Origin of the sequence: Kitasatospora sp. NPDC127111 (assembly GCF_042677465.1) — a bacterium.
In the GTDB taxonomy this organism is placed as follows: Bacteria; Actinomycetota; Actinomycetes; order Streptomycetales; family Streptomycetaceae; genus Kitasatospora.
On record NZ_JBHXTG010000049.1, the window covers coordinates 1 to 25,515 of the forward strand.

Below are 25,515 nucleotides of genomic sequence, written 5' to 3' on the forward strand. Positions count from 1 at the left end.
CATCGCCGAGGGCCGCGAGGTCGGCGACACCACCACCCTGGCCGACAGCACCGTGATGAACCTGATCCAGTCCCAGCTCCCGCCCACCGGAAGCCGGGGCTGACACCAGGACGCGATCGTGCCCCGGGTGGTGACTGCTCGGGGCACGGACGACTTATCGGGCAGTTACACGTGCTCGACAGGATGCAGGTCCGGCCGGATCGGGCGGGTCGTCGACGACCCGCCCGGCCCGGCCGGTCAGCCGGCCACCGGCCGGTCCGGAACACCGACCAGCACCCTTGAGCACCGATGCCTGATCTCTCCGCCGTGAAGCCGGCCCCCGCCCCGACCCACTTCCGCACCCGTGCCGCCGGCCCGGTCGCCGCCAGGCCGCGCCGCCGCTCCGACGACCCGCTGCTGATCGGCCGGGACCGCGAACTCGACGCGCTGGACGGGTTGTTGCGGCAGGGAGCGGCGGACGGCACGTCCGTCCTGATCCAGGGCGAGTTCGGCACCGGCAGGACCGCGCTGCTCCGCGAGGCGCTCGGGTGGGCCCGTCGCGACGGCGGCACCGTCCTGTCCGCCTGGGCGGACGCGTCCGAACAGGGGGCGGAACTCGGCGTCGCCCGCCAGCTCTTCGAGCCGGCACCCGGCGCCGTCGGCGGTACCGGCGCCCCGCCCGCCGGGCCGGCGGCGCACGCCGCCGCCGAACTCCGCTGGCCCGACGACCCCGCGGCCCCGCCCACACCCGCCGACGGCCCGACCGCCGACGGCCCGACCGCCGTCACGCTGGCCGGGCTGCACCGGCTGACGGCGCACCTCGCCGCCCGCGGCCGGCTCGTCATCGGCATCGACGACCTGCAGTGGGCCGACCGGGCCTCGCTGCTCTGGCTCCAGCGCCTGCTCCGCCGGGCCGGCGAGCTGCCGGTGGTCGTCATCGCCACCGTCGGCCCCGCACCGGCGACGGCCCACCCGGACGTCCTCGGCCGGCTCGCCCCGCTCTTCCGGCACCGGATCGCGCTGACCGCCCTCGACGCGGAGTCGGTCGCCGCCGCCACCGAGACGGTGCTCGGCGAGCCCGGCGACGACCGCTTCCACGAGGTCGTGCGGATCACGACCGGCGGCAACCCGTTCCTGCTGCACACCCTGCTGCGCACGGTCAAGGCCTCCGGGAGCGGACCCGACGCCGAGACCGCGGCCCGGATCACCCGGTTCGTCCCGGCCGACGCGGGCCGGGCCCTCCACCCGCTCGTCACGACGGCGGGACCGCACACCCGGGACGTCGCCGAGGCGGTCGCCGTGCTCGGCGGCACCCCGGCCCTCGACGTGGTCGCCGCCGCCACCGGCCTGCCGGAGCCGGCGGTCCTGGACGCCGTGCACGCACTGGAGCGGACCGGACTGATGCGCCGGAGCGGGCACGCCGCCGCCTTCACCTGCCCGATGATCGGGATCGCGCTCGCCGACGACGTCCTGCCCAGCATCCGGCAGGACGTGCACGTCCGCGCCGCCGAGCTGATGCTCGCCCTGGGCGCGCCCCCGGAGCAGACCGCCGTCCACGCCGTCCACGCGCCGCTGGGCCTCCCCTGGGTGCCCGGGGTGCTGGAGCGCGCCGCCGCGCAGGCGCTGCGCACGGGCGCCGCCGGCCGCGCGGCCGAGCTGCTGCGCCGCGCGCTGCGCGAGCCGCTGGCGGACGCGGTACGGGCCACCCTGGTGATCCGGCTGGGCGAGGCGGGCCTCGCCCTCGACGTCCCGGAGGCGGTCCGCAACCTCTGGCTGGGGCTGGACCTCTCCCGCGATCCGGTCGAGCGGGCCGCCGCGGCGCGCCGCCTGGCCGGCGCGCTGTTCGCCGTGGACCGCTACCCGGACGGACTGGCCGTGCTCGAACGCACCGCCGCCTCGCTGCGCGGGACCGACCCGGCCCTCGCCCTGCGGCTGGAGATCGACCACGTCTACGCCGGACTGCACGAGGTCGAGTCGGCACCCGGCGTGCTGCCCCGGCTGATGGACCTGCGGATCGCGGACGCGGCCGGCACCTCGGCCGAGCGGCCGCTGGCGGCGCTGCTGGGCCTGCGCGCCATCATGCGCGGCGAATCGCCGGCCGAGGCCGTGACCCTGGTGCGGCAGGCGCTCACCCACGGGATGAACCCGGCCGACGACGAGTCCTTCGTCTACTCGGGCGCCGTGCTCCTCCTCGGTGCCACCGGGGAGACGGAGCTGGCCCTCGACCACGCCGACGCGGCGGTGGAGCGGGCCCGGACCCGCGGCTCCGTCTTCACGCTCGCGCACAGCCGCGTCATCCGGGCGGCCGTCTACGGCCAGCTCGGCCGGGTGCCGGACTGCCAGGACGAGGCGCAGGCCGCCCTGGTGGCGCTCCGGCAGATCGGCGTCGACCCGCGCCACAGCCACAGCGTCCTCGCGGCGGCCACCCTGACCGACGCGCTCGTCCTACAGGGCCGGCTCGACGAGGCGCAGGAGGTCCTGGCGGGCGCCGGCCTGACCGCCGAGCTGACCGGCCACTGGATCAACGACCACGTCCACCTGGTCCGGGGCAGGTTGCGAGCAGCCCAGGGACGGCCGGAGGAGGCGCTCACCGACTTCCGCGAGTGCGGCCGGCGGACCGAGGCCCGCGGCATGCGCTGCCCGTGGGTCTACCCCTGGCGGTCCGAGGCCGCCGTCGCCCACGTGGCGCTCGGCGAGTCCGAGCGGGCCCGGGCCCTGGCGGCGGAGGAGCTGGAGCTCGCCCGACGGTGGGGCGTGCCCGAGACCGTCGGCGCCGCGCAGCGCGCGCTGGCCCTCGCCACCGGAGGCCCGCAGGGGCTGGACCTGTTGCGCGAGGCGGTGCGGACGCTGGCCGGCTCCCCGGGCCGGGCCCGGCACGCCCAGGCCCTGGGCGATCTCGGCGCCCAGCTGCGCCGCGCCGGGCGGGTGGCGGAGGCCCGCGCGTGCCTCCAGGAGGCGGTCACCGCGGCCCACCGCTGCGGCGCCGCGCTGGTGGCCGATCGCGCCCTGGACGAGCTCCGCGCGGCCGGCGACCGCCCCCGCACCCGGTCCTTCCACGGGCCGGCGGCCCTCACCCCGGCCGAGCACCGGGTGGCCGCCCTGGCGGCCAAGGGCATGACCAACCGGGAGATCGCCCAGCACCTGTTCGTCGGCCTGCGCACCGTGGAGGTCCACCTGACCCACGTCTACGGCAAGCTCGGCATCGACGGCCGCCCCGGCCTGGCCGCCGCACTCGCACCGGCGGACGGATCCCGTTAGTCCGCGGCGCGGCTGCGGGCGAGCAGGTCGAGCGCCATGGTCTCGGTGTCCTGCCGGTACAGCCGCCGACTGGCCGTCACGGCCTGCTCGGCCCGCTCCACCGCCTCGGCCGGCCGGCCCGCGTCCAGGTGGCAGTTGGCGAGGTGCACCAGGGCCATCGGCTCGAAGACCAGGAAGCCGTGGGCGTCGGCGAGCGCCAGACCCTGCTCGTGCAGCGAGATCGCCCGCTCGGTGTCGCCGAGGACGCGGGCCGCGCGTCCGGTCGAGTGCAGCGCGTAGACCTCGCCGAACGGGTCGTCGACGGCCCGGAACAGGTCCAGGCTCCGCCGGGCCGCGTGGTCGGCCGCGCCGGCGTCGCCGCGGGCCAGGTGCCAGACGACGCTGGTGGCCAGGGCGTTGGCCTCGGTCCAGGTGCTGCCGCAGTCGGCGGCCAGCCGGACCGTCTCGCCGTGCAGGACCAACGACTCGTCGGTGCGCCGCCGCAGGTGGGCGATCATGGCGCAGACGTTGAGGACTTCGGCCAGCACGGGCAGGTCCCGGCAGGCCCGGGCCTGCTCGGCCGCCCGGGCGGAGACGGGTTCGGCCTCGTCCAGCAGGCCCAGCTGCATGAGCCCTCCGCCGAGCATGTAGCCGGCCCGGCCTTCGGCCCGCGGGTCGCCCTTCTCGGCGGCCTGCCGCATGGTGCGGCGGCAGACGTCGAGGATCGCGCGCCAGCGGAACCCGTTCTCCAGGTGCGGGTCGAGGGCGAGCAGCAGGTCGGCGACGAGGCGGTGGGCGCCGGCGATGTCGAGTGCCTGCTCGGAGAGGGACAGGAGGTTCCCGCCCTCCTCGTCCAGCCAGCGGCGGCCGGCCGCGCGGTCGGCCCCCGCCAGGGCGGGCACCGACGCGGAGTCCAGGACGTCCGGTACGGCGTGGCCGGGACGCACGGCGCGGTAGGCGTCGGCCGCCGTCGCCACGGCCTGCTCGACCATCCGGAGGACGAGACCGGCGCGTACCGCCTCCGGGTCGAGCTGCTCGGCCCGGGCCTGGGCGAACAGGCGCAGCAGGTCGTGGTACCGGTAGCGGTCGGGGGCCGGGGACTCCAGCAGGCCGGCGTGGACGAGGTCCTCCAGGACGTCCAGGGCGCGGTCCTCGCCGAGCTCCAGGGCCGCCGCGGCGGCCGGCAGGGAGAGGTCGGCGGTCTGCGGGACGGCCAGCAGCCGGAAGGCGCGCGCGGCGGTCGGGGGCAGCTGGTCGTAACTGAGCTGGAAGCACGCCTCGACGGCCAGGTCGTGGACACTCAGCTCCGCCAGCCGCTGCCGCCGGTCGGCCAGGCGCTCGCCGATCGCGGCGAGCGACCAGTCCGGGCGCAGCGCGCCGCGGGCGGCGACGATCCGGATCGCCAGCGGGAGGTGGCAGCAGGCTTCGAGCAGCTCACGGGCGGCGTCGGGCTCCGCGGCGACCCGTGCGCGGCCGGCGATCCGGGAGAACAGTTCGAGCGACTCGTCCGGCTCCAGGACGTCCAGGTCCACCTGTCGGGTGGGGGCCAGGCCCAGCAGGGTCGAACGGCTGGTGACGAGGACGGCGCTGTGCTCGGAGCCCGGCAGCAGCGGACGCAGCTGGGCGAGGTCGCGGGCGTCGTCCAGCACGAGCAGGACGCGCCGCTCGGCGAGCAGCGAGCGGAACAGCGCCGACCGCTCCTCGGTCCGGTCGGGGACGGCGCTCGCGGGCACGCCCAGTGACCGCAGGAAGTGGACCAGGACCGCCCCGGGCTCCATCGGGTCGGGGCGGGCGCCGCGCAGGTTGACGTACAGCTGCCCGTCGGGGAAGTGCCGGCGGACCCGCCGGGCGAGGTGGACGGCGAGCGCGGTCTTGCCGACGCCACCCATGCCGGCGACGGCGACGATGGTGGGAGCGAAGGCCGGCGGCTTCTCCACCAGCCCCACCAGGGACCGGAGCAGCTCCCGGCGGCCGGTGAACTCCGAGGCGTCCGTGGGCAGTTGTTCGGGCAACGGGCGGCCGGTCCGCCGGCCGGCGGCGGCCGGTGCGGCCGGTGCGGCCGGCGACGGTGCGGCCGGTGCGGCCGGAGCGAGGAGCCGGGGGTCGCCCTGTCGGATCCGCTCGTGCAACTCGCGCAGCGGCAGGGTCGGTTCGACCCCCAGCCCGGTGTCCAGGGCGCGGCAGGTGTCGGCGAACACCGCCAGGGCTCCGGCCGCCCGGCCGCAGCGGTACAGCGCCGTCATCAGCAGCGCCGCGAACCCCTCGTGCAGCGGGAACTCCCCGACCAGGAGGGCGAGTTCGTCCACCACCTCGCCGTGGCGGCCGAGCTCCAGGTCGAGTTCGAGGCGCTCGTGCAGGACGGCCAGGCGGAGCTGGGCGAGCCGCTCCCGCTGCCGCTCGGCGTGGCCCCCGGGGACGTCGGCGAGCGGCGTACCGGTCGGCAGCTCCAGCGCCCGGCGCAACCGCCCGGCCGCTCCGGCGGGATCACCCGCGGCCCGGAGCCGGGCGGCCTCGTGCGTCAGCCGCTGGAAGACCGCGAGGTCCGTCCCGTCGGGGCCGAGCCGCAGGGCGTAGCCGCCGCCCGCCGAGACCAGCACCCGCGGCGCGGTGCGGTCCTCCTCCAGCACGGAACGCAGCTGCGAGACGTGGTTGCGGATCGCGGCGACGGCGTGGTTCGGCAGCGCCTCGCCCCACACGCCGTCGATCAGCTCCTCGGTGGTGACCGCATGTCCCTCGGCTCCGGCGAGCAGGGCCAGTACCGCGCGCCGCTGGGCCGGGCCGAGCGGGAGCTCGGCGTCGCCGCGCCACGCCCGCACGGGTCCGAGGAGGGTTATCCGAATGCCGGTCACGCGCCGTCCGTCCGTTCGTCGTTCCTGTTCCGCCCGCCGCGGCCGGACGGCCGGGGCGAGACGGGCCAACCTACCTGCTCTTCGACGCGCGGACCGTTCCCCGGTGGCGGACCGGCGTGCCCGGCGGGCATGGGACAATCCCACCGGAGCCGCCGGTATCGGACGGATCCGGGCGGTGACGGCGGCACGCACGGCGGCGCGTGGCGCGCCGATCGGGCGGACGGGTGCCGATCGGCGGCGGTGTCGGCCGGCGGCGGTGTCGGTCGAAGGGGCGAGCGGGGGGACATGGCGGGGCTGCGGGTCTCCGTGCTGGGGCCGGTGCGGGTCCGCTACGGCGGCCGGGACGTCCCGGCCGGGTCCGGGCAGCGTCAGGCGGTGCTGGCCGCGCTGGCCCTGCGCGCCGGGCGGATCGTGACGGCCGACGCACTGGTCGGCCTGGTCTGGGGCGAGAGCGCGCCGGCCTCCGTCGGCGCGGTGGTGCGCAACCACGTCTCGAAGCTGCGGGCCGCCATCGGCGCGGCAGGGGGCGACGCGGCGGCGGTCCTGGTGTCCGCGGGCGGCGGCTACGTCCTGCACCTCGCGGACGACGGCCTGGACGTCACGGAGTTCGACCGGCTGGCGGAGGCGGCCGGTCGCCACCGGGAGCGCGGCGAACCGGCGGACGCCGTCCACCGGTACCGCGAGGCGCTGGCGCTGTGGACGGGCAGCGCGCTGTCCGGCGTGCCCGGGCCCGACGCCGAACGGCAGCGGGAGCGGCTCGCCGGGCGGCGGCTGGCCGTTCTCGAGGACCGCCTGCGGCTCGAACTCGGCCTCGGCGGGCACGGGCGGCTGGTCGAGGAGCTGACCGCGCTGGCCGCCGAGCATCCGCTGCGCGAGGGCCTGCGGGGGCTGCTGATGACGGCCCTGTACCGGACCGGCCGGCAGGCGGAGGCGCTGGAGGTGTTCGCCGACGCCCGCCGGGTGCTGGCGGAGGAGGTGGGTGCCGAGCCCGGGCCCGGCCTGCGGCGGCTGCAGCGGCAGATCCTGTGTGCCGACCCCGGACTCGCGCCGCCGGTGCCCGCCGGGCCGCCCGTGCCCGCCGCACCGGCCACGGCCGCGGCCCGGCCCGTGCCTCCGGCCGCACCGGCCATCCCGGCTCAACTCCCGCCGGACGTCGGCGACTTCACGGGACGCGCGGCCGAGATCGAACTGATCGCGAACGCCCTCGCCGACGCCGGCCGGCCGGGCCCGGCGTTCGTGGTGGTGTCGGGTGGCGTGGGAGTCGGCAAGACCACCCTGGCCGTCCGGGCCGCCCGGACCGTTCGCGGGGCCTTCGCCGACGGCCAGCTCTACGCGGAGCTGGGCGGCTCCGGGCGCGAACCCGCCGCGCCCGCCGACGTACTGGCGGGCTTCCTGCGCGCGCTCGGCGTGCCCGCCGAGGAGATCCCGGGGCAGGCGGCGGAACGTGCGGAGCGCTACCGGGCGCTCCTCGCCGGGCGGCGGGTCCTGGTCGTGCTCGACGACGCCCGGGACGAGGAGCAGGTGCGCCGGCTCCTGCCGGGCGACCCGGCCTCCGCCGTCCTCGTCACGGCTCGCGGGCGGCTGAGCGGGCTCGCCGGGTCGCCCGCCGTGCACCTGGGGCGCCTGACGCCGGAGGAGTCGGTGGAGTTCCTGTCCGCCGTGGCCGGTCGTTCCCGCATCGCCGCCGAGCCGCAGGCCGCCGCCGACATCGCGGCGGCCTGCGGGCGGCTCCCGCTCGCCCTGCGCGTCGCGGCCACCAAGCTCGCGGCCCGGCCCGCCTGGAGCGTCGCCGCCGTCGCCGACCGGTTGCGGGACGAGCGCCGCCGGCTCGCCGAGCTGCGCGTCGGGGGGCTCGCCGTCGAGGCCGAGCTCCGCCGCGGCCACCGGTTGCTGCCGGACGACCTCGCCGCGGCGCTCCCGCGGCTCGCCGCCCTCCCGGTCCGCTCCCTGCCGGAGGCGGCCGCCGCCCTGGGCGTCCCGGAGCCCGCCGCGGGCCTGATCCTCGAACGGCTCGCCCAGGCGGGGATGCTGGACTCCCCGGACCGGGGCCGCTACGCCTTCCACGACCTGGTCCGGCTGTTCGCCCTGCACGCCACGCCCGGCCCCGCGGCCTGACGCGGGCGGCCCCGGGCGTGCCGGAGGCACCGCGGGGTGCGCGGTGCCTCCGGTGCCACGCGGTCGCGCGATCCCGTCCCGGCGCGTGATCCCGTCCGGCGCGCGGTCGCGTCCCGCCACGCGGGTCCGGTGGAGCGATTTCGGCCGGGCCCGGGAAACGGCGAACCCCCGCGCCGGGCGCCGGAGCGCCGTGCCGCGGGGGTTCGCTGGGAGCGGGTCAGCAGTGGAGGCTGCGCTCGCAGTCGAGGTAGCGGCGGATCTGCGCCTCGATGGCGGCCGCGCGGGCGTCCACGACGTTGGCCTCCCGGAAGTGGCCCTGGCTGCGCAGGCGCTGGGCCTGCTGGCGCAGCTTGGCGGCCTGGGCCTGCAGCTCGGGGATGTTGACCGAGATGGAGCCCCGGGCGGCGGCGGCCGGAGCGGCCTCGACGGGAGCGGCCTGGGCGGGCGCGGCGGCGAGGAGCAGGCCACCCGCGAGGACGGCCGAGACGGTCAGCGCGGACATGCGTCGACGCATGGTTCCCCCTGGTTCTTCGATGGTTCACTTGCTGGTCGGCCATCCGTCGAACTGATGACCGATCAGTAGCGTAAGAGACCATGCCCGCTGATCCCGCATCGGTCCCCGCATTCCGGACACTCGGCGGGTCGGCCCCCCTGCCGATCGGCGGGGGCTCCCGGTCCGCGCGGGCTACGCGCGAGGTGCGCGCGCCGTGCGACCCCCGGAGCCCCTCGGCCGGCCACTCCCGACGACCAACCGCCCGGGGCATGTCCGGCCACCCGCCCGGGTAAGGCCGAGCCGGGGGATCGAGGGGGGTGGAGTGCTCAGACAGTTGACGCGTGTTCTGGCGGTCGTCGGAGCCGCACTGGTGCTGGCCGCGAGCGGCTGGTTCGCCTGGTGGCTGCTGGGCGACGGCGTACGGGCGACCGCGGGCGTGGGCCCGGCCGAAGGCGTCGTCCGGGTGACCGAGTGCCACGACGGGGACGACGGCGACGGCCGCAAGACGGGCTACGAGTGCGCGGGCACCTTCGCCCCGGCCACCGGGGCGGAGCGCCCGATCGTGCTCGCGGACGCGCGGGCCAGGTATCCGCGGGGCACCACCGTCCCGGTGCGGCTCGCGTGGGGCGAGGCGTACGAGACCTCCGCCCGCGAAGCGGCGGCCGTGATCCTGATCGCCTGCGCCGTGGCCTCCCCCGGCGTGCTCACGGCCGTCTGGCTGCTCGCCTCCGCCCGGTCGGGCGAGCCGGCCGAGTACGACGGGCTCGTCATGCTCGGCGCCGCCCTGCCGCTGGGGCTGGCGGCGATCGCCGCAGTGGTGAGGTGACGTCACCGCCGGTCCCTCCCGCGGGATCAGCGGCGTGGGGGAGGGGCTCCGCCGCGGGGGTGTCCCCGGTCCGATCACCCCCTGCGGGGTCGTGGGAGCCCTGCTGGTGCCGGCCGCTCCCGGAACCGCGTACGCCGACACCGTGGGCGTCACGGTCCGCACCCCCCGGGCCACCCCCACGCGAGCGTGAACTCCTCGCTCTCGACCGGTGCCCACCGCACCAGTGGTCTCGTCTCCGGCGGTGGATCGAACCAGGCCACCGGCACGGGCGCCGGGTCGAACGGCAACCACGTGCCGGGCTCCGAGCCGCGCTCCGACGGTGTGCGGGGCGCGGCGGCCGCCGAGGGCCCGCCGCTCACCCTTTCGGGCGCGGCCCGTGGCGGCGGCCCCGGTGAGCCACGACGATGTAGCGGCGGGCGGCTGTGACGGACCTCTCGTCCGGGCCGTGCCCCGAGGGAAGGGGAGCCGATGACCACGTCGACCGACCCGGCCGCCGGCGGTCGGCGTCGGGTCGCGCGGCTGCTCCCGGGTCTCCGGGTGCTCCGGTCGTACCGGCGCGCGTGGTTGCGCACGGACCTGGTGGCCGGTGTCACGGTCGCCGCCTACGCGGTGCCGCAGGTCATGGCGAACGCGACCGTCGCGGGCCTGGACCCGGTGGCCGGGCTCTGGGCCGTCCTGCCCGCCGTCGTCGTCTACGCCGTCCTCGGCTCGTCGCGGCTGCTGTCGGTCGGGCCCGAGTCGACGACCGCGCTGATGACGGCGAGCGTGGTGGGACCGCTGGCGGCGGGGAACCCCGAGCGCTACGCGGTGCTCGCGGCGGCGCTCGCGGTCGTGGTCGGGATGATGTTCGTGCTCGCCTGGGCGGCCCGGCTGGGCTTCGTCGCGGACCTGCTCTCGCAGCCCGTCCTGATCGGCTACCTCGCCGGGGTCGCGCTGATCATGATGGTGGACCAGCTGACCAAGCTCACCGGCGTCGAGACCGAGGGCTCGCACTTCTTCCCGCAGCTGTTCTCCTTCCTCCGGAACGTCTCCGAGGCCGATCCCGCCACGGTGCTCTTCAGCACGGTGACGCTGCTCTTCCTGTTCCTCGCCGCGGCGTACCTGCCGCGGGCCGTACCGGTTCCGCTGCTGGCCCTGGTCCTGGGCACGGCGGTGGTGGCCGCGTTCCGGTTGGACGACCACGGCATCGCGGTGATCGGTGAGATCCCCACCGGGCTGCCGCGCTTCGAGTTCCCGTCCCTCAGCGCCTTCGAGGACCTGGTGCTGCCCGCGGTCGGCGTGCTCCTGGTCGGCTACACCGACGTGATCCTGACGGCGCGTGCCTTCGAGTCCCGCGGCGGTGGCGAGCGCCTGGACGCCAACCAGGAGCTCCTGGCGCTGGGCGCGGTGAACCTGGGCACCGGCGTGCTGCACGGGTTCCCGGTCAGCAGCAGCGCCAGCCGCACCACCCTGGCGAAGTCCGCGGGCGCGCACTGCCAGCTGTACGGACTGGCGGTGGGCGTGGTCGTGGTCGGCGTGCTGCTGTTCCTCGGTCCGGCGCTCGCCCACACGCCGTCGGCCGTGCTGGGCTGCCTGGTGGTCTTCGCGGCGGTCAGGATGATCGACGTCGCGGGCTTCCGGCGGCTGGCCGCGTTCCGCCGCCGGGAACTGCTGCTCGGGCTCGGGTGCCTGGTCGGCGTCCTGGCCCTGGACATCCTCTACGGCGTCCTGGTGGCCGTGGGGCTGTCGGTGGCCGAGCTGCTGTCCCGGGTGGCGCGGCCGCACGACGCGGTGCTCGGCCTGGTGCCCGGGGTGGCCGGGATGCACGACGTCGACGACTACCCGGACGCCCGCACCATCCCCGGACTGCTCGTCTACCGCTACGACTCGCCGCTCTTCTTCGCCAACGCCGAGGACTTCCGGCGGCGGGCGCTGGCCGCCGTCGCCGGGCAGCCGGCCCCGGTGCGCTGGTTCGTGCTCAACACCGAGGCCAACGTCGAGGTGGACATCACCGCGCTGGACTCGTTGGAGGCGCTGCGCGAGGAGCTGGCCGGACGCGGCACCGTCCTCGCCCTGGCGCGCGTCAAGCAGGACCTGCGTCAGGAGCTCGACGCGTACGGGCTCATCGAGTCCATCGGGGCGGACCGGGTGTTCCCCACGCTGCCGGCGGCGGTGGCGGCGTACCGGTCCTGGAGCGCCGGGAACACCGGGAACGCGGAGGGCTGACGGCCCGCCGCCGGGTGCCGCGTCCGCCCTACGCCGATCGGCGTACGGCGCGCCGAGGCGGGGTTGCGGCATCGGGCCCGGCCGCCCAGCCTCGGAACCAGGCCCGCCGGGACGGGCGGGCGGAGGAGGCCGGTTCGGATGGCGGACAAGCGGGCCAGGCGCATCGCGAAGTTCATCAAGCCGCTGCGGGTGAAGCCGGGGACGCGCGTGGACCTGCGCGATCTCGACCCCCGGTACAAGGCGGGGATGCGGAAGCGCGACGGCGCCCGACTGCTGGAGGCCGGCGTGTCGTTGCTGGCCGAGTACCAGCCGCGACTGGCCGCCCAGAACACCCACGGCGTGCTGCTCTGCCTGCAGGCGCTCGACGCCGGGGGCAAGGACGGCACCATCCGCCACGTCATGAGCGGCGTCAATCCGCAGGGCGTCCGGGTCAGCAGCTTCAAGGTGCCTTCCGCCGAGGAGCTGGACCACGACTACCTGTGGCGCTACGCCGACCGGCTCCCCGCACGCGGCGAGATCGCGATCTTCAACCGCTCGCACTACGAGGAGGTCCTCGTGGTGCGGGTGCACCCGGAACTCCTGGAGCGGCAGCGGCTGCCGGAGTCCGCCCGCGGGCCCGGCGTCTGGGAGCGGCGCTACCGGGAGATCAACGACTGGGAGCGCTACCTCACCGACAACGGGTTCACCGTGGTGAAGATCTTCCTGAACCTCTCCAAGGAGGAGCAGCGCGCCCGTTTCCTGAAGCGGATCGACCTCCCCGAGAAGAACTGGAAGTTCTCCGCGGCCGACGTCCGGGAGCGCCGCTTCTGGGACGACTACCAGGAGGCGTTCTCCGAGATGCTCTCGGCCACCAGCACGCCCTGGGCGCCGTGGTACGTCGTGCCGGCCGACCGGAAGTGGTTCGCCCGCATCTGCGCCGCGGCGGTGCTCGCCCACGCGCTGATCAAGATCGACCCCCAGTTCCCGGTGGTCGGCGACGAGGTCCGCCGGGAACTGCTGGCCGCCAGGCGCGAACTGGAGGCGGAGGCACCCGAGGGGGAGCCGGCCGACCCGTACGCCGCGCGGCACCGCTCCTAGCCGGCCACCGCCTGAGGCCGGCCGGCGAGCGCTTTCGGGGCGGCGGCGTAGGGTGGAGATGCGCTCGGCCCCGCAGATCCGGGGCGCCGCCGCGACGGTGCGGCCGTGCCGCCCCCCGGCCGAACAACCCCCGTGGTCACCTCCCGGTCAGGAGGCCTGCGATGCCCGAGGAGTCCGCGACGGCGATGCGCGCGGTGCGGCACGCCACGCCCGAGGAACGGGCGGCGCTCGGCAGGAACGCCCGCCGCCGCGCGCCCCGGTCGAGCCACGCCGGGTGGGAGCCCGCGAAGCGCCGGCCCGATCCCCTGGGCATCCTGGCGGCCCAGTCGGCCCGCCGGGTCCCCGAGCTGGTGCCGATCCGCTACGGCCGGATGATCGAGTCCCCGTTCCGCTTCTACCGGGGCGCCGCCGCGATCATGGCCTCCGACCTGGCGGGTTCGCCGGACTCCGGGATCAGGGCCCAACTGTGCGGTGACGCCCACATGCTGAACTTCCGGCTGCTGGCCTCGCCGGAGCGGCGCCTGCTGTTCGACATCAACGACTTCGACGAGACCCTGCCGGGCCCGTGGGAATGGGACGTCAAACGGCTGGCGGCCAGCCTGGTCATCGCCGGGCGGGCCAACGACTTCGACGCGGCCGTGCGCTCGGACATCGTGCGGTCCACGGTGCGCTCGTACCGGGAGGCGATGCGCCGGTTCGCCGGCCTGCGCAACCTCGACGTCTGGTACACCTCGATGGACGCGGACCGCCTCCAGGAGCTGGCCGTCGGCCGGGTCCGGGACCGCGGGCGGAAGCGCCTCGCCCGGGCCATGGCCAAGGCCCGCACCCGCGACAGCCTGCAGGTCTTCGAGAAGCTCACCGAGACGGTGGACGGCGAGGTCCGGATCGCCGCCGACCCGCCGCTGCTCGTACCGCTCTCCGACCTGCTGCCGGACGTCACCCGCGGCGCGCTGGAACGCACGTTCCGCGACCTGATCGAGCGCTACGCCCGCACCCTGTCCTCGGACCGGGGCACGCTGCTGGCGGACTACCGGCTGGTGGACGTGGCCCGCAAGGTGGTCGGCGTCGGCAGTGTCGGCACCCGCTGCTGGATCTTCCTGCTGCTCGGCCGGGACGGCGGCGACCCGTTGTTCCTGCAGGCCAAGGAGGCCGACACGTCGGTGCTGGCCCCCCACGTCGGAGCCGGGCCGTACGCCAACCAGGGTGAGCGGGTGGTCTCCGGCCAACGGTTGATGCAGGCCACCAGCGACATCTTCCTCGGCTGGGAGCGGGTCGAGGGGATCGACGGCCGGCGCCGCGACTTCTACGTCCGCCAGCTGCGCGACTGGAAGGGCATCGCCGTCGCGGAGGACATGGTGCCGGAGGGCATGCGGGCGTTCGGCGAGCTGTGCGGCGCCACCCTGGCCCGCGCGCACGCCAGGTCGGGTGACCGGATCGCCATCGCCGCCTACCTCGGCCGCGGGGAGTCGTTCGACCGCGCGCTGGCGGTGTTCGCCGAGTCGTACGCCGACCAGAACGAGCGGGACCACCGGGCCCTGCTCGCCGCGGTCCGCTCCGGCCGGCTGCCGGCCGAGGAGGTGGAGGCCTCCCGTTGACCGGCCGGGGGTGGCTGCTCGGAGCCGGGGGTGTTACTTGGTGAGGCCGGCCTTGACGGAGCAGACGGGCCAGGCGCCGGGGCCCTGGGCGGCGAGGACCTTCTCGCCGATGGCGATCTGCTGGGCCTTGGTGGCCTGGTGGGCCTGGGGGGCGTAGGCGGTGCCGCCGAAGGCGGCCCAGGTGCTGGAGGTGAACTGGAGGCCGCCGTAGAAGCCGTTGCCGGAGTTGATGGCCCAGTTGCCGGTGGCCTCGCACTGGGCGACCTTGTCCCAGACGGTGGCGGGGGCGGCGGAGGCGGCGTTGGCCGTGACGAGGCCGGCCACCGGCAGGGCGGTGAGGGCCCCGGCCATGAGTGCCATGCGGACGCGGTTGCGGCGCTTGGTGGCGGTGGTGGCGGTGGTGGTCTCGTGACGGAAGGTCATGGGGGTCCTTTCGGAGGGGATGCGGGCGCGCGGAACCAGGCCGTGGGGGGCCGTGGGTTTCGGGGGTGCGTCGCTGGTGTGGTCGGGCACTTCCTGCCCTGGGCGGTGTGGCCGGGGTGGTGTGCTCGGTGCAACGGGTTCGAAGGTACGGGGGTGGTGGTGGGGGTTTCAAGGATTCGCAGGTTTGGGCACGTCAGGGTGGTGTTACCGGCTGTAAGGATCAAGGAAATGGGCGGTTTTGAAGGCAAATGCCCGTTTTTTCAAGATCGAAGACGGTGGGGAAGTGGCCCGCGCCACAGCATTGCCGCTGTGAGGCCGGGCACATCGTCGACGGCGGGTGACGGTCGGTCGGCGGCGCGTGCGGGAAGGGTGGGGTGGCGGACGGCCTCGCGGTGGCCCGCACCACAGCCCTCACGCAGCGCCCGCCGGGTATCGACACCGCGTGACCGCCGGAGGGCGAAAGGAGGCCCGGACGGCGGTGCGTCCGGGCGGGGGAGTCGGTGGGGGCCTCAGAGGCGCTCGGTGGACCAGAGGGGGTCGCGGCCGGTGAGGGTGAGGAGGAGGTCCTGGGCGTCGGCGCCCGGCGGCGTGGGGAGCGGGGGGTCGAAGCGGCCGGTGCCGGCGAGGTCGCGGTAGCTCCGGAACTCCGCGAGCGCGTAGCGGGCGGCACCCGGGGGCATGCGGCCGCTCTCGCCGAGGGCGCGGGCGAGGTCCCAGCCGTGCACGACGGTCTCGGCGGTGAGCTCGCGGGCGTAGCCGCCGACGTCGCGCATCCCGTAGGGGACGTGGACCAGCAGGTCGATGGCGCCGGCGACGTTGAGGGCGCGCACGGCGCTCTCCACGGCCATCGCCCACACGCCGCGGGGGTTGCGGCCGAGGACGTCGCCCTCGAAGCGGTGGCCGATCTGCGCCGGGGTGTAGCCCGCGACCGCCTGGCACACCCAGAGGTGCTGGGCGGCAAGGTGGTTCACCAGGGTGCGCACGTCCCAGTCCCGGCAGGGAGTGGGTGCGTTCCACTGGTCCTCGGGCGCGGCGCGCAGCAGTCGGGCGATCTCCGCCCCCGCGACGGCGTAGCGCTCGCGGACCTCAGCGTGGAATCCGGGTTCGTGGGGACATTCCATCGCCGGGCCTCCGTCTCCTGCCCTGCTCACTCCCAGTAAACCGCTACGGGGCGTGACGCGCCAGGTGGGGTGGTCGGCGCCGGCGGCGTGGCCGGGCGGTGGCCCGGGTGTCACCGAGGGTGCATTACCGGCCAGTAATTTGGCTGACCGGCCGCTCCTCTGAACGTCCGTCAGCTCGTTAGGCTGCTGGCTCCCGGCAGTCGAGTGCTCCGAGTGGGTCACGTGGTCGGAGTGGCCCGAGTGGTCGGAGCGGCCCGAGTGGTCCCCCGCGCGGGCCCGGAACGGGCTGCCGAGCGGTCCGCGAGCAGATGGAGAGCAGTGATGGAACGACCCCGCCCCAGCCGTGCACGCCGGACGGCGAGCGCCGTGGTCGCGGCGGCGCTCGCCCTCGGCGGGGCCGCCGTCGCGCAGCCCGCCGCGGCCGCGGACTCCCCGCCCGCCGCGGCCGCCTCGGCGTTCGGCGTCGGGTCGTTCCGGCTGGCCGACGTCCCGGCGAAGGACGGCGTCGTGCTCAAGGCCGACGTGTTCACCCCGGCTCCCGGCACGCCGGGGGCCGACCCGCAGGGGCGGTACCCGTTGGTGGTGCAACCGGCCAGCTGGGGGCAGAACGACCTGGAGTACGTCGCCCAGGGGCGCGCGCTGGCCGCCGCCGGGTACGTCGTCGTCACCTACACCGTGCGGGGCTTCTGGGGCTCCGGGGGCGAGGTCGACGTCGCCGGGCCGAAGGACGTGGCCGACATCTCCACGGTGATCGACTGGGCGCTCGCGCACACGCCGGCGGACCCGCAGCGGGTCGGCATGGTGGGGCTCTCGCTGGGCGGCGGCCTGACCCTGCTCGGCGCGGCCTTCGACCCGCGGATCAAGGCCGTCGCCTCGCTGAGCGGCTGGGCCGATCTGACCGACTCGCTGTACAGCGGGCAGACCCGGCACCTCCAGGCGGCCGCCGTGCTCGCCGGGATCCAGGCCCCGACCGGCCGCCGGAGTCCCGAGTTCAGCCGGATGCTGGACGACCTCGCCGCGAACCGCGACCTGCCCGACGTCATCCGCTGGGCGGACACCCGCTCCCCGGCGCGCTACCTGGACCGGATCAACGCCAACGGCACCGCCGTCCTGCTGGCCAACGCCTGGGGCGACAGCTTCTTCAACCCCGGCCAGATCACCGACTTCTACCAGCGGCTGACCGTGCCCAAGCGCCTCGAACTGCGCCCGGGCGACCACGCGAGCCAGGAGTTCACCGGCCTGCTCGGCCTCTCCAACGCCGCCTGGGACAGCGCCCGGTCCTGGCTGGACGAGCACCTCGGGGGCGGCGCCGGAGCCCCCGGCGGGCAGCGGCAGCCCGTTGACCTGGAGGTCCGCCCCGGCGGCGGGCACGAGAGCCACCCGGACTGGCGGTCCGTCAGCTCCCGCACCGACCGCCTGGCGATCGGCGCCGACACCCTCGGCGGGGCGGCCACCGGTGACTGGCGGACGACCGTGCTCGGCGACACCGCCTCCGGCGCCCGCGGCGGCATCGCCCTGGTCTCCGGGATGCTCGACCAGGCGCTGCGCCGGCCGCCGACCGTGGTCGTCCCGCTGCTCGACCGCTCCGCCGCCGCCGTCCGGCAGTCGTCGCCGTACCCGCAGGGCCTCTCCGTGCGCGGCGCCGCCCGGGTGCACACCACGGTCACCGCGTCCGCCGCGCAGGGCACGGTCGTCGCCTACCTGTACGACGTGAACGCGCTCGGCGTCGGCCGGCTGATCTCGCACGCGCCGCAGAGCTGGTCCGGGCGGACGCCGGGGCAGCCGTTCCCGCTGGACGTCACGCTCTTCGCGACCGCCTACGACCTGCCCGCCGGCCACCGGCTCGCCCTGGTGCTCGGCACCCGGGACGCCCTGTACGGCGGTCTCACCCCGTCGGGCAGCACGGTGACCTTCGGCTCCACCGCCGCCGACCCGTCCGCCCTGGACCTGCCGGTCCGCTGACCCCGCCGCCCGCGCGACGGGACGACCGCGGGCTCCGCGCTAGCGGCCCAGGTCCTCCAGGACGGCCCGGGCCGCGTTGTGGCCCGGGATGCCGCTGACGCCGCCGCCGCGGATCGCGCCCGCGCCGCACAGCAGGACCTCGCGGTGCGCCGTCGCCACGCCCCAGCGGGCGGCGGCGCCGTCCGGCTCCTCGGTGGCGAAGGGGAACGCGAGGTCGCGGTGGAAGATGTGCCCGCCCGGCAGGCCGACCTCCCGCTCCAGGTCCAACGGCGTCTTGGCCTCCAGGCAGGGCGCCCCGGCGGCGTCCGTCGCCAGGCAGTCGGCGATCGGCTCGGCGAGCACCTCGTCGAGCTGCGCCAGGGCCGCCGCCAGCGCGCGCTCCTTGGCCGCCGGGTCGGTGAACAGCCGCGCGGGCAGGTGCAGTCCGAACAGGGTGAGGGTGTGCAGGCCCTGCCGGACCGCCTCGGGCCCGAGGATCGACGAGTCGGTGAGGGTGTGGCAGTAGATCTCGGACGGCGGCGCCGAGGGCAGCCGGCCCGCCGCGGCCTCGGCGTAGGCCGTCTCCAGCTGCCGGTAGCCCTCGGCGATGTGGAAGGTGCCCGCGAAGGCGTCCCGCGGATCCGCGCCGGCCTCCCGGAGCCGGGGGAGCCGGCGCAGCACCATGTTGACCTTCAGCTGGGCGCCCTCCGGCGCGGGCCCGGGCTCCTCGCCCAGCAGCCGGTCCAGGACCGCCGGGGCGGCGTTCACGAGCACCCGGCGGCCCACCGCCGTCGCCTCCCCGTCCCGGTGGCGGTACGACACCTCGGCTTCGCCGCCGCCGTCGGTGGCGATGGCGGTGACCTCGCAGCCGGTCCGGATCTCGGCGTCGGCCGCCAGCGCGGCCTCGGCCAGGGCGCCGGTCACCGCGCCCATCCCGCCGACCGGGACGTCCCAGTCGCCGGTCCCGTTGCCGATCACGTGGTAGAGGAAGCAGCGGTTCTGGAGCAGCGAGGGGTCGTGGGCGTGGGTGAAGGTGCCGATCAGCGCGTCCGTGAGGACCACTCCGCGCACCAGGTCGTCGGCGAAGGTCCGCTCGATCGTCTCGCCGAGCGGCCGTTCGAACAGGGCCTCCCAGGCGGCCTCGTCCGCGATCCGCCGGCGCAGTTCGGCGCGGGAGGGCAGCGGCTCGGTGAGCGTCGGGAACACCCGCCGGGCGAGCTCCCCGGTGGTCGCGTAGAAGCGCTGCCAGGTCTCCCACTCCCGCTCTCCACCGGTCAGTGCCCGGAACGAGTCGCGGGTGCGGCCGGGGTCGGCCGCGTCCACCAGCAGCCCGGTGGGCTTCCCGTCCCGGACGGTGGGGGTGTAGGAGGCGATCCGGCGGCGCCGCAGGTCCAGCCGTAGCCCGAGGTCGCGCACGACCTGCCGGGGCAGCAGGCTGACCAGGTACGAGTACCGCGACAGCCGGGCGTCCACGCCCGCGAACGCCCGGGCCGACACGGCCGCCCCGCCGACCCGCGGCAGCCGCTCCAGCACCAGCACCCGGTACCCGGCCCGCGCGAGGTACGCCGCCGCCACCAGTCCGTTGTGTCCGCCGCCGACGATCACGACGTCGTGCCGGGCGCCCGGGTCCGTGTTCATGCCGTCACGCTACGGCACCCGGCGGGAACGCGGAACAGCCCGCGCGACGAACCGGCGGCGCCGCCCCTGGCCGGAAGCCGGCCTTCCGCGACCGGTGCCGGCGAGGAGGCCCGGGGCCGGACCGCGGGTCGTCGCGGCCCGCCCCCGTCGTTCGGCGGCGGGGGGCAGTCGGGAGAGGCCCTGCGGCAGGACGGCGGCGACGAAGGACGGCGTGCCGAGCGCGAGGGGGCGCGGTGGTGACCGGGATCGCCGAGTCGGCGGCGCCGCGGACGGCGCCGGTCCCGCCCGCCGCCCCCTGACCCCGGCGGGCGCGGAGGAGCCCGAACCCGCCGGCGCCGGGCTCAGGAGGACTCGCCGGCCCCTCCGAGGTCCTCACGGCCGACGTGCTCGCCCGGGGTGGCCAGCTCCTCGACCGTGCCCGCGCCGACCACCGCGCCGGTGGACCGCTTGCCGCGCCGGAGCCGGCCCTCCAGCCAGTTCGCCAACGAGGTGAGCGCGATGTTCAGGACGACGAAGATCACGGCGACGACGGTGAAGCAGGCGATGGTGTTCGCCCCGTAGTTCGCGCTCATCGGGCGTACCGAGGCCAGGAGTTCGGAGAACCCGAGCAGCGCGCCGCCCAGCGCGGTGTCCTTCACGATGACGACCAGTTGGCTGACGATCGCCGGCATCATCGCGGCGACCGCCTGCGGCAGCAGCACGTGGCGCATCACCTGGCCCTTGCGCAGGCCGATCGCCTTGGCGGCGTCGGTCTGGCCCCGGGGGAGCGCCAGGATCCCGGCCCGGACGATCTCCGCGAGCACCGAGGCGTTGTAGAGGACGAGACCGGTGACCACGGCGTACAGCGGCCGGCTGTCGGGGCTGACGTCGGTGAACTTGGCGTAGGCCGCGTTCGCGAAGAGCATCAGGATCAGCACCGGGATGGCGCGGAAGAACTCCACGACGGTGCCGGCCGCGCCGCGCATCCACCGGTGGTCGGAGAGCCGGGCGATGCCGAACAGCGCGCCGAGCGGCAGCGCGATCACCATCGCGAGCGAGGCGGCGATCAGGGTGTTCTTGAGCCCGGGCAGCAGGTACGTCTCCCAGGCCCGGGAGTCGGTGAAGAAGGGCCGCCACTTGACCCATTCCAGCTGGTTCTTGTGGGCGAGGCTCTGCACCACCCACCAGAGCAGCGCGGCGAGGGCGACCAGGAACAGCGCCGTGTAGAGCACGTTCTGCCGCTTGGCCCGCGGCCCCGGCACGTCGTACAGGACGGTCGACTCCTTCACCGCTTCACCGAGACCTTCCGGCCGACCCAGCCGAGGAACAGCCCGGCCGGGAGGGTGAGGCAGATGAAGCCGAACGCGAAGATGGCCGAGATGAGGATGAGCTGGGCCTCGTTCTCGATCATCACCCGCATCAGCGCCGCGGCCTCGGCGACACCGATCGCCGCCGCCACCGTGGTGTTCTTGGTCAGGGCGATCAGCACGTTGGCGAGCGGGCCCACCACCGAACGGAAGGCCTGCGGCAGGACGATGAGCATCAGCACCTGCGGGAACCGCAGGCCGATCGCCCGCGCCGCCTCGGTCTGGCCGATCGGCACCGTGTTGATGCCGGACCGCAGCGCCTCGCAGACGAACGCCGAGGTGTAGGCGATCAGACCGAGCACGGCGAGCCGGAAGTCGATCGTCTTGAAGTCGTTCGCGCCGAGCGTGACGCCGAGGGTCTGGAACAGGCCCAGCGAGGTGAAGACGATGATCACCGTGAGCGGGATGTTCCGGACCACGTTGACGTAGCCGGTGCCGAAGCCCCGCATCAGCGGCACCGGGCTGACCCGCATGGCGGCCAGCACGGTGCCCCAGATCAGCGACCCGACGGCGGAGTAGAAGGTGAGCTGCACCGTCACCCAGAAGGCGCCCAGCAGGTTGTAGCCCTCGAGAAAGTCGAACACGGCGTACCTCCCGGCGCTCCGCCTCAGCTGACGATGACGCCGATCTGCGGTGCGGGCTCGTTGTGGTAGTCGGCGGGGCCGAAGTTCTTCTTCACGGCCGCGTCCCAGGAGCCGTCCTGGACCATCTTCTCCAGGGCGGTGTTGATCTGCGCCTTGAGCTCGCTGCCCTTCTGGACGCCGATGCCGTAGTTCTCGTTGCTCATCTTGAAGCCGCCGAGCTTGAACTTGCCCTTGAACTGGGGCTGCGCGGCGTAGCCGGCGAGGATCGAGTCGTCGGTGGTCAGGGCGTCGATGACCTTGTTCTCCAGGCCGGTCAGGCACTCCGAGTAGCCGCCGTACTCCTGGAGCTGGGCGTTGGGCGCGATCTTCGTCTTGACGTTCTGCGCCGAGGTGGAGCCGGTGACCGAGCAGAGCTTCTTGTTGTTCAGGTCCGCGGGCGTCTTGATGGAGTCGTCGTCCGCCCGGATCAGCACGTCCTGGTGCGCCAGCAGGTAGGGGCCGGCGAAGTCGACCTTCTCCGAGCGCGCGGGGGTGATCGAGTACGAGGCGGCGATGAAGTCGACGTCGCCGCGCTGGAGCAGCGTCTCGCGGTCGGCGCTCTTCGCCTCCTTCCAGACGATGTCCTCGGGGTTGTGGCCGAGCTGCTTGGCGACGTACGTGGCCACGTCCACGTCGAAGCCCGTGTACTTGCCGTCGGGGGTCTTCAGGCCGATGCCCGGCTGGTCGAACTTGATCCCGACGGTGATCTTCTTGCCGCCGCCCGTCGCACCGCCCGTGGCGCCGCTCGTGGCAGCGCCCGTGGCGCCGCTCGTCCCGCCGCCCGTCCCGCCACCGCCGTCGGACCCGCAGCCGGCGGCGGTCAGCGACAGCACGAGCGCGGCGGCGGCCGCGACCGTGACCTGGTGAAGCTTCATGGTGATCATTCCTCGTGCTCAATGGTCCCGGTCAGTGGTGGAGGATCTTCGAGAGGAAGTCCTTGGCCCGCTCGCTGCGCGGGTCGCTGAAGAACCGGTCGGGTGTCGTCTCCTCCACGATCCGGCCATCCGCCATGAACACCACGCGATTGGCGGCCGAACGGGCGAACCCCATCTCGTGGGTGACGACGACCATGGTCATCCCGTCCCGGGCGAGCTGGCGCATCACCTCCAGCACCTCGTTGATCATCTCCGGGTCGAGCGCGGAGGTCGGCTCGTCGAAGAGCATGATCTTCGGTTCCATGGCCAGCGCCCGGGCGATCGCGACGCGCTGCTGCTGACCTCCGGAGAGCTGCGCCGGGTACTTGTCCGCCTGGGAGGCGACCCCCACCCGCTCCAGCAGCCGGCGTGCCCGCTCCTCGGCGGCCTTGCGGTCCTTCCCGCGGACCTTGATCTGGCCGAGCGTCACGTTGCGCAGCACGGTCATGTGCGCGAACAGGTTGAAGGACTGGAACACCATGCCCACGTCGGCCCGCAGCGCGGCGAGCTCGCGGCCCTCGGCGGGCAGCGGCCGGCCGTCGATGACGATCTCGCCGGAGTCGATGGTCTCCAGCCGGTTGATCGCGCGGCACAGCGTGGACTTCCCGCCGCCGGACGGCCCGATGATCACCACCACCTCGCCGCGGGCGATGGTCAGGTCGATGTCCTGGAGCACGTGGAGCTCACCGAAGTGCTTGTTGACGTTGCTCAGCACGACCAGCTCGCCCGTACCCGGGGCGGGACCCTCGTTGCTCATGGCTGCTCCGCTCGTCGGCTACATGCTCCGTCCTCCGGCGGGAAGGCGCACCCCGACGGCGGAACGGAATTTCTGAGGCACACTCATATTCGTCACGAAAGCCCCTACCGGTCGCGGTACGGAAGCGTAGGTTCACCGAAGTCGCCCCGGAAGCGTCGGGGCCGGAAAGCACCGGGAAATAACAATTCCCCTTCGGGGGGTGTCCGACATTCGGGTGGAGGCCTAGGCTGCGGCGCGTGTCGATCCTTCGAAGATTCCGCGCCTCCGGCCCGCGCATTCGGCCGGAACTCGACGACGCCGAACTCGGGCGGGTCCGACGGCAGCTGAATGGCCCCGGAATTCCTGGACAGGGCGGCATTCAGATCGACCAGATCGAGCGGCTCCTGCGGGAGACCGGTACGGACTGGGACCGTCGGACGCACCGCCTCGCCGTGCTCGCCGAGGCCGCCGCGCCCTCGGGGCTCGCCCGGTCCTGGCGGTTGCGCCGGAGCAACGGCGTCGACCCGCTGGTGTTCGAGGCGTGGGTCGAGCTGTGCCGCGGCCGGCAGGCCGGACGGATGGAGGACGCCCGGGCCGCCGCCGACAACTGCTACCGCGCCGCCGACGCCGCCCCCGACGACCCCACTCCCTGGGTGGTGCTGCTCGGCATCCTGCGCCTGATCCGCGCCGAGTCGCGCGACACGTTCGCCGTCTGGCACGAGGTGACCGCGCGCGACCCGTGGAACCGCGAGGCGCACCTGCAGATGCTGCGCTACCTGTCCCCGGAGGAGCGCGGCTCGCGCAGCAGCCAGCTGGACTTCGTGGAGTCGGTCCGCGCGGGAGTCCCGTCGAACGCACCGGCCGTGGGTGTGGAACTCACCGCGCTGGTCGACGAGTACGCCCGCACCACCGCGCAGGGCGGCGTCGAGGCCCTGCTGGTCCGCCGCCAGTGGGCGAGCGCCCGGGCCACCCGGGTGCTGGGCACCGCGGTGGCCGAATGGCCCCGGGCCGGCCACCTCCGGCACGCGGCCGCCCTGGCCGACCTCAACCTGCTCGCCTTCGCGCTGGTCCAGGCCGGCCGCGCGCGGGAGAGCACCGGCGCCTTCGAGCTGATCGGCGACACGGTCACCGCCTGGCCGTGGACGCTCGACGGCGACGACCCGCTCCGGCCGTTCGGCTACTGGCAGGCCAAGGCGTTCGCCTAGGCCGTTCCGACGCTCGGGCGTTGACCCGTGCGCCCGGATCAGCGCCGGTAGGTGCCGGTGAGCTTGCCGCCGGCCAGCTCCCTGTCCTTCAACGCCCGGTGCACCGCCTCGGACGTCGGGCGGCCGTGCAGGGGGAGCGGCTCGGAGAGGGCGGACAGGCGGAAGACGTAGTGGTGCGGGCGGCCGGGCGGCGGCATGGGGCCGCCCCAGCCGACCCGGCCGAAGCCGTTCGGCCACTGGTGCCCGCCCCGTGGGGCCGCGCCCTCCGGCACGCCGGAACTGGCCGGGTCGATGCCGGTGACCAGCCAGTGCAGGAAGGTGCCGCCGGGCGCGTCGGGGTCCTCGCAGAGCAGCACCAGCTCCGTCGCGCCGTCCGGCACCCCCGACCAGCTCAGCGGGGGCGAGACGTTGTCGCCCTCCATGCTGTGGCGGCGGGGGATGGCGGAGTGGTCGGCGAAGGCCGTGCTCGTGAGCGTGATTCCGGTCATGCGCACCGCCGTACCCGCAACCGTCCCGGACGCCACGCCTCCCGCCCGCTCGCCACCCGCTCGGCCGACCGCGACGCCGGGCCGGGGCAGCGCCCACGGAGGCCGTGCCGCCGTCACCACTCCGGTGCGAGGTACCGGCGGCCCGGTATCTGCTCGAAGATCAGGTTGGTCCGGGTCTGGGCCACCGCCGGGTGGGTGGTGAGGTGGTCCACGACGAAGTCGCGCAGGCCCTCGGGGCCGGCCACGCCGACGTGGAGCAGGTAGTCGTCGGACCCGGCCATGTGGAACACCGCCAGGACGCCGGGCAGGTCGGGGGCGGTGGAGCGGAAGCTCTCGTTCTGCTCGCGGGTGTGCGCCCGGAGCCGGACCGAGATCATCGCCTGCAGCGGCAGCCCGATCGCGGCGGGGTCGACCTCGGCCCGGAAGCCGCGGATGACCCCGCGTTCCTGGAGGGCCCGCACGCGGGCCAGGCAGGTCGAGGGGGCGATGCCCACCGCCTCGGCCAGGGCGTTGTTCGGCATCCGGGCGTTGTCCGCGAGCGCGCGGATGATCGCGCGGTCCACGTCGTCGACGGGCGCGCGGCGGGCCTGCGGATTGTTCGGCATGCCGCCCAGGATTCCAGCCGTTTCCGTCGATCCGCAAGGCAAAGTGATCATCTTCCGAATCTTGTTCGGGAGACCTTCCGTCCGGCATCGAAAAGTTCC

General features: G+C 75.1%; 18 protein-coding genes and 1 pseudogene. 7 read left to right on the top strand and 12 right to left on the bottom strand.

What is annotated here, in order from left to right:
• Positions 1-288 precede the first annotated feature (288 nt).
• Complete coding sequence (locus tag ACFVHB_RS26105) at positions 289-3,237, top strand: ATP-binding protein (protein WP_380326998.1); 2,949 nt, start codon at positions 289-291, stop codon at positions 3,235-3,237.
• Here ACFVHB_RS26105 and ACFVHB_RS26110 read toward each other — a convergent pair.
• Entirely contained in the window at positions 3,234-6,065 is a 2,832-nt protein-coding gene (locus ACFVHB_RS26110; RefSeq protein ID WP_380327001.1) for a BTAD domain-containing putative transcriptional regulator, read from the bottom strand. The genes ACFVHB_RS26105 and ACFVHB_RS26110 overlap by 4 nt on opposite strands.
• Before the next feature lie 285 nt (positions 6,066-6,350).
• Here ACFVHB_RS26110 and ACFVHB_RS26115 point away from each other — a divergent pair, with 285 nt between their 5' ends.
• Entirely contained in the window at positions 6,351-8,180 is a 1,830-nt protein-coding gene (locus tag ACFVHB_RS26115; protein ID WP_380327004.1) for a BTAD domain-containing putative transcriptional regulator, read from the top strand.
• Between the two features lie 217 nt (positions 8,181-8,397).
• Here the strand turns inward: ACFVHB_RS26115 and ACFVHB_RS26120 are convergent, their stop codons facing one another.
• Positions 8,398-8,694: a hypothetical protein gene (locus ACFVHB_RS26120; protein ID WP_380327007.1), complete on the bottom strand. Its 297-nt coding sequence runs from the start codon at positions 8,692-8,694 to the stop codon at positions 8,398-8,400.
• A gap of 313 nt (positions 8,695-9,007) precedes the next feature.
• Between ACFVHB_RS26120 and ACFVHB_RS26125 the strand changes: the two genes are divergently transcribed.
• The 4 genes from ACFVHB_RS26125 (at position 9,008) to ACFVHB_RS26140 (ending at position 14,376) form a co-directional block, all read left to right on the top strand.
• The gene (locus ACFVHB_RS26125; protein ID WP_380327010.1) at positions 9,008-9,499 is read left to right on the top strand and encodes a hypothetical protein; all 492 of its coding nucleotides are present in this window, start codon (positions 9,008-9,010) and stop codon (positions 9,497-9,499) included.
• A gap of 468 nt (positions 9,500-9,967) precedes the next feature.
• Positions 9,968-11,704 carry a sulfate permease gene (gene sulP / locus ACFVHB_RS26130; RefSeq protein WP_380327013.1) on the top strand — a complete coding sequence of 579 codons (1,737 nt, stop codon included), beginning with the start codon at positions 9,968-9,970 and terminating at the stop codon, positions 11,702-11,704.
• 138 nt (positions 11,705-11,842) lie between these two features.
• Positions 11,843-12,781, top strand: coding sequence for a polyphosphate kinase 2 family protein (locus ACFVHB_RS26135; RefSeq protein WP_380327016.1), 939 nt, complete (start codon positions 11,843-11,845; stop codon positions 12,779-12,781).
• 161 nt (positions 12,782-12,942) lie between these two features.
• Positions 12,943-14,376: a DUF2252 domain-containing protein gene (locus tag ACFVHB_RS26140; RefSeq protein WP_380327019.1), complete on the top strand. Its 1,434-nt coding sequence runs from the start codon at positions 12,943-12,945 to the stop codon at positions 14,374-14,376.
• 33 nt (positions 14,377-14,409) lie between these two features.
• Here ACFVHB_RS26140 and ACFVHB_RS26145 read toward each other — a convergent pair whose 3' ends face one another.
• Together ACFVHB_RS26145 and ACFVHB_RS26150 are read right to left on the bottom strand one after the other, a co-directional pair.
• Positions 14,410-14,799, bottom strand: a complete 390-nt coding sequence (locus tag ACFVHB_RS26145) for a transglycosylase family protein (RefSeq protein ID WP_380315886.1) — start codon at positions 14,797-14,799, stop codon at positions 14,410-14,412.
• Positions 14,800-15,308: 509 nt separating this feature from the next.
• Entirely contained in the window at positions 15,309-15,920 is a 612-nt protein-coding gene (locus ACFVHB_RS26150) for a TIGR03086 family metal-binding protein (RefSeq protein WP_380327022.1), read from the bottom strand.
• Between the two features lie 321 nt (positions 15,921-16,241).
• Here ACFVHB_RS26150 and ACFVHB_RS26155 point away from each other — a divergent pair, with 321 nt between their 5' ends.
• Positions 16,242-17,882 carry a CocE/NonD family hydrolase gene (locus ACFVHB_RS26155; protein ID WP_380327025.1) on the top strand — a complete coding sequence of 547 codons (1,641 nt, stop codon included), beginning with the start codon at positions 16,242-16,244 and terminating at the stop codon, positions 17,880-17,882.
• Positions 17,883-17,921: 39 nt separating this feature from the next.
• On the opposite strand, the gene ACFVHB_RS26160 is transcribed toward ACFVHB_RS26155, so the two are convergent.
• The 8 genes and pseudogenes from ACFVHB_RS26160 to ACFVHB_RS26195 all read right to left on the bottom strand — a co-directional run bounded on the left by ACFVHB_RS26160 (position 17,922) and on the right by ACFVHB_RS26195 (position 25,416).
• On the bottom strand, positions 17,922-19,499 hold the full coding sequence (locus tag ACFVHB_RS26160) for a phytoene desaturase family protein (RefSeq protein ID WP_380327028.1): 1,578 nt from the start codon (positions 19,497-19,499) through the stop codon (positions 17,922-17,924).
• Positions 19,500-19,840: 341 nt separating this feature from the next.
• The gene (locus ACFVHB_RS26165; protein WP_380327031.1) at positions 19,841-20,767 is read right to left on the bottom strand and encodes an amino acid ABC transporter permease; all 927 of its coding nucleotides are present in this window, start codon (positions 20,765-20,767) and stop codon (positions 19,841-19,843) included.
• Positions 20,764-21,429, bottom strand: a complete 666-nt coding sequence (locus ACFVHB_RS26170) for an amino acid ABC transporter permease (RefSeq protein ID WP_380327034.1) — start codon at positions 21,427-21,429, stop codon at positions 20,764-20,766. Before ACFVHB_RS26170 ends, ACFVHB_RS26165 begins: the two co-directional genes overlap by 4 nt.
• A gap of 23 nt (positions 21,430-21,452) precedes the next feature.
• Complete coding sequence (locus ACFVHB_RS26175) at positions 21,453-22,343, bottom strand: glutamate ABC transporter substrate-binding protein (RefSeq protein WP_380327037.1); 891 nt, start codon at positions 22,341-22,343, stop codon at positions 21,453-21,455.
• 31 nt (positions 22,344-22,374) lie between these two features.
• Positions 22,375-23,139: an amino acid ABC transporter ATP-binding protein gene (locus ACFVHB_RS26180; RefSeq protein WP_380327040.1), complete on the bottom strand. Its 765-nt coding sequence runs from the start codon at positions 23,137-23,139 to the stop codon at positions 22,375-22,377.
• A 1,104-nt stretch (positions 23,140-24,243) separates the two neighbouring features.
• Positions 24,244-24,378: pseudogene (locus ACFVHB_RS26185) on the bottom strand (hypothetical protein); the annotation flags it as partial.
• Positions 24,362-24,811 (bottom strand): YbhB/YbcL family Raf kinase inhibitor-like protein, encoded by a 450-nt coding sequence (locus ACFVHB_RS26190; protein WP_380327043.1) that lies wholly within the window; start codon positions 24,809-24,811, stop codon positions 24,362-24,364. The pseudogene ACFVHB_RS26185 and the gene ACFVHB_RS26190, both read right to left, overlap by 17 nt.
• Before the next feature lie 113 nt (positions 24,812-24,924).
• On the bottom strand, positions 24,925-25,416 hold the full coding sequence (locus tag ACFVHB_RS26195) for an Lrp/AsnC family transcriptional regulator (protein WP_380327046.1): 492 nt from the start codon (positions 25,414-25,416) through the stop codon (positions 24,925-24,927).
• Positions 25,417-25,515: the final 99 nt, after the last annotated feature.

Coding starts and splice junctions, on each gene's coding strand:
- ACFVHB_RS26105 (WP_380326998.1), top strand. CDS start 289: ATGCCTGATCTCTCCGCCGTGAAGCCGGCCCCCGCCCCGACCCACTTC.
- ACFVHB_RS26115 (WP_380327004.1), top strand. CDS start 6,351: ATGGCGGGGCTGCGGGTCTCCGTGCTGGGGCCGGTGCGGGTCCGCTAC.
- ACFVHB_RS26120 (WP_380327007.1), bottom strand. CDS start 8,694: ATGCGTCGACGCATGTCCGCGCTGACCGTCTCGGCCGTCCTCGCGGGT.
- sulP (WP_380327013.1), top strand. CDS start 9,968: ATGACCACGTCGACCGACCCGGCCGCCGGCGGTCGGCGTCGGGTCGCG.
- ACFVHB_RS26135 (WP_380327016.1), top strand. CDS start 11,843: ATGGCGGACAAGCGGGCCAGGCGCATCGCGAAGTTCATCAAGCCGCTG.
- ACFVHB_RS26140 (WP_380327019.1), top strand. CDS start 12,943: ATGCCCGAGGAGTCCGCGACGGCGATGCGCGCGGTGCGGCACGCCACG.
- ACFVHB_RS26145 (WP_380315886.1), bottom strand. CDS start 14,799: ATGACCTTCCGTCACGAGACCACCACCGCCACCACCGCCACCAAGCGC.
- ACFVHB_RS26150 (WP_380327022.1), bottom strand. CDS start 15,920: ATGGAATGTCCCCACGAACCCGGATTCCACGCTGAGGTCCGCGAGCGC.
- ACFVHB_RS26155 (WP_380327025.1), top strand. CDS start 16,242: ATGGAACGACCCCGCCCCAGCCGTGCACGCCGGACGGCGAGCGCCGTG.
- ACFVHB_RS26160 (WP_380327028.1), bottom strand. CDS start 19,499: ATGAACACGGACCCGGGCGCCCGGCACGACGTCGTGATCGTCGGCGGC.
- ACFVHB_RS26175 (WP_380327037.1), bottom strand. CDS start 22,343: ATGAAGCTTCACCAGGTCACGGTCGCGGCCGCCGCCGCGCTCGTGCTG.
- ACFVHB_RS26180 (WP_380327040.1), bottom strand. CDS start 23,139: ATGAGCAACGAGGGTCCCGCCCCGGGTACGGGCGAGCTGGTCGTGCTG.
- ACFVHB_RS26190 (WP_380327043.1), bottom strand. CDS start 24,811: ATGACCGGAATCACGCTCACGAGCACGGCCTTCGCCGACCACTCCGCC.
- ACFVHB_RS26195 (WP_380327046.1), bottom strand. CDS start 25,416: ATGCCGAACAATCCGCAGGCCCGCCGCGCGCCCGTCGACGACGTGGAC.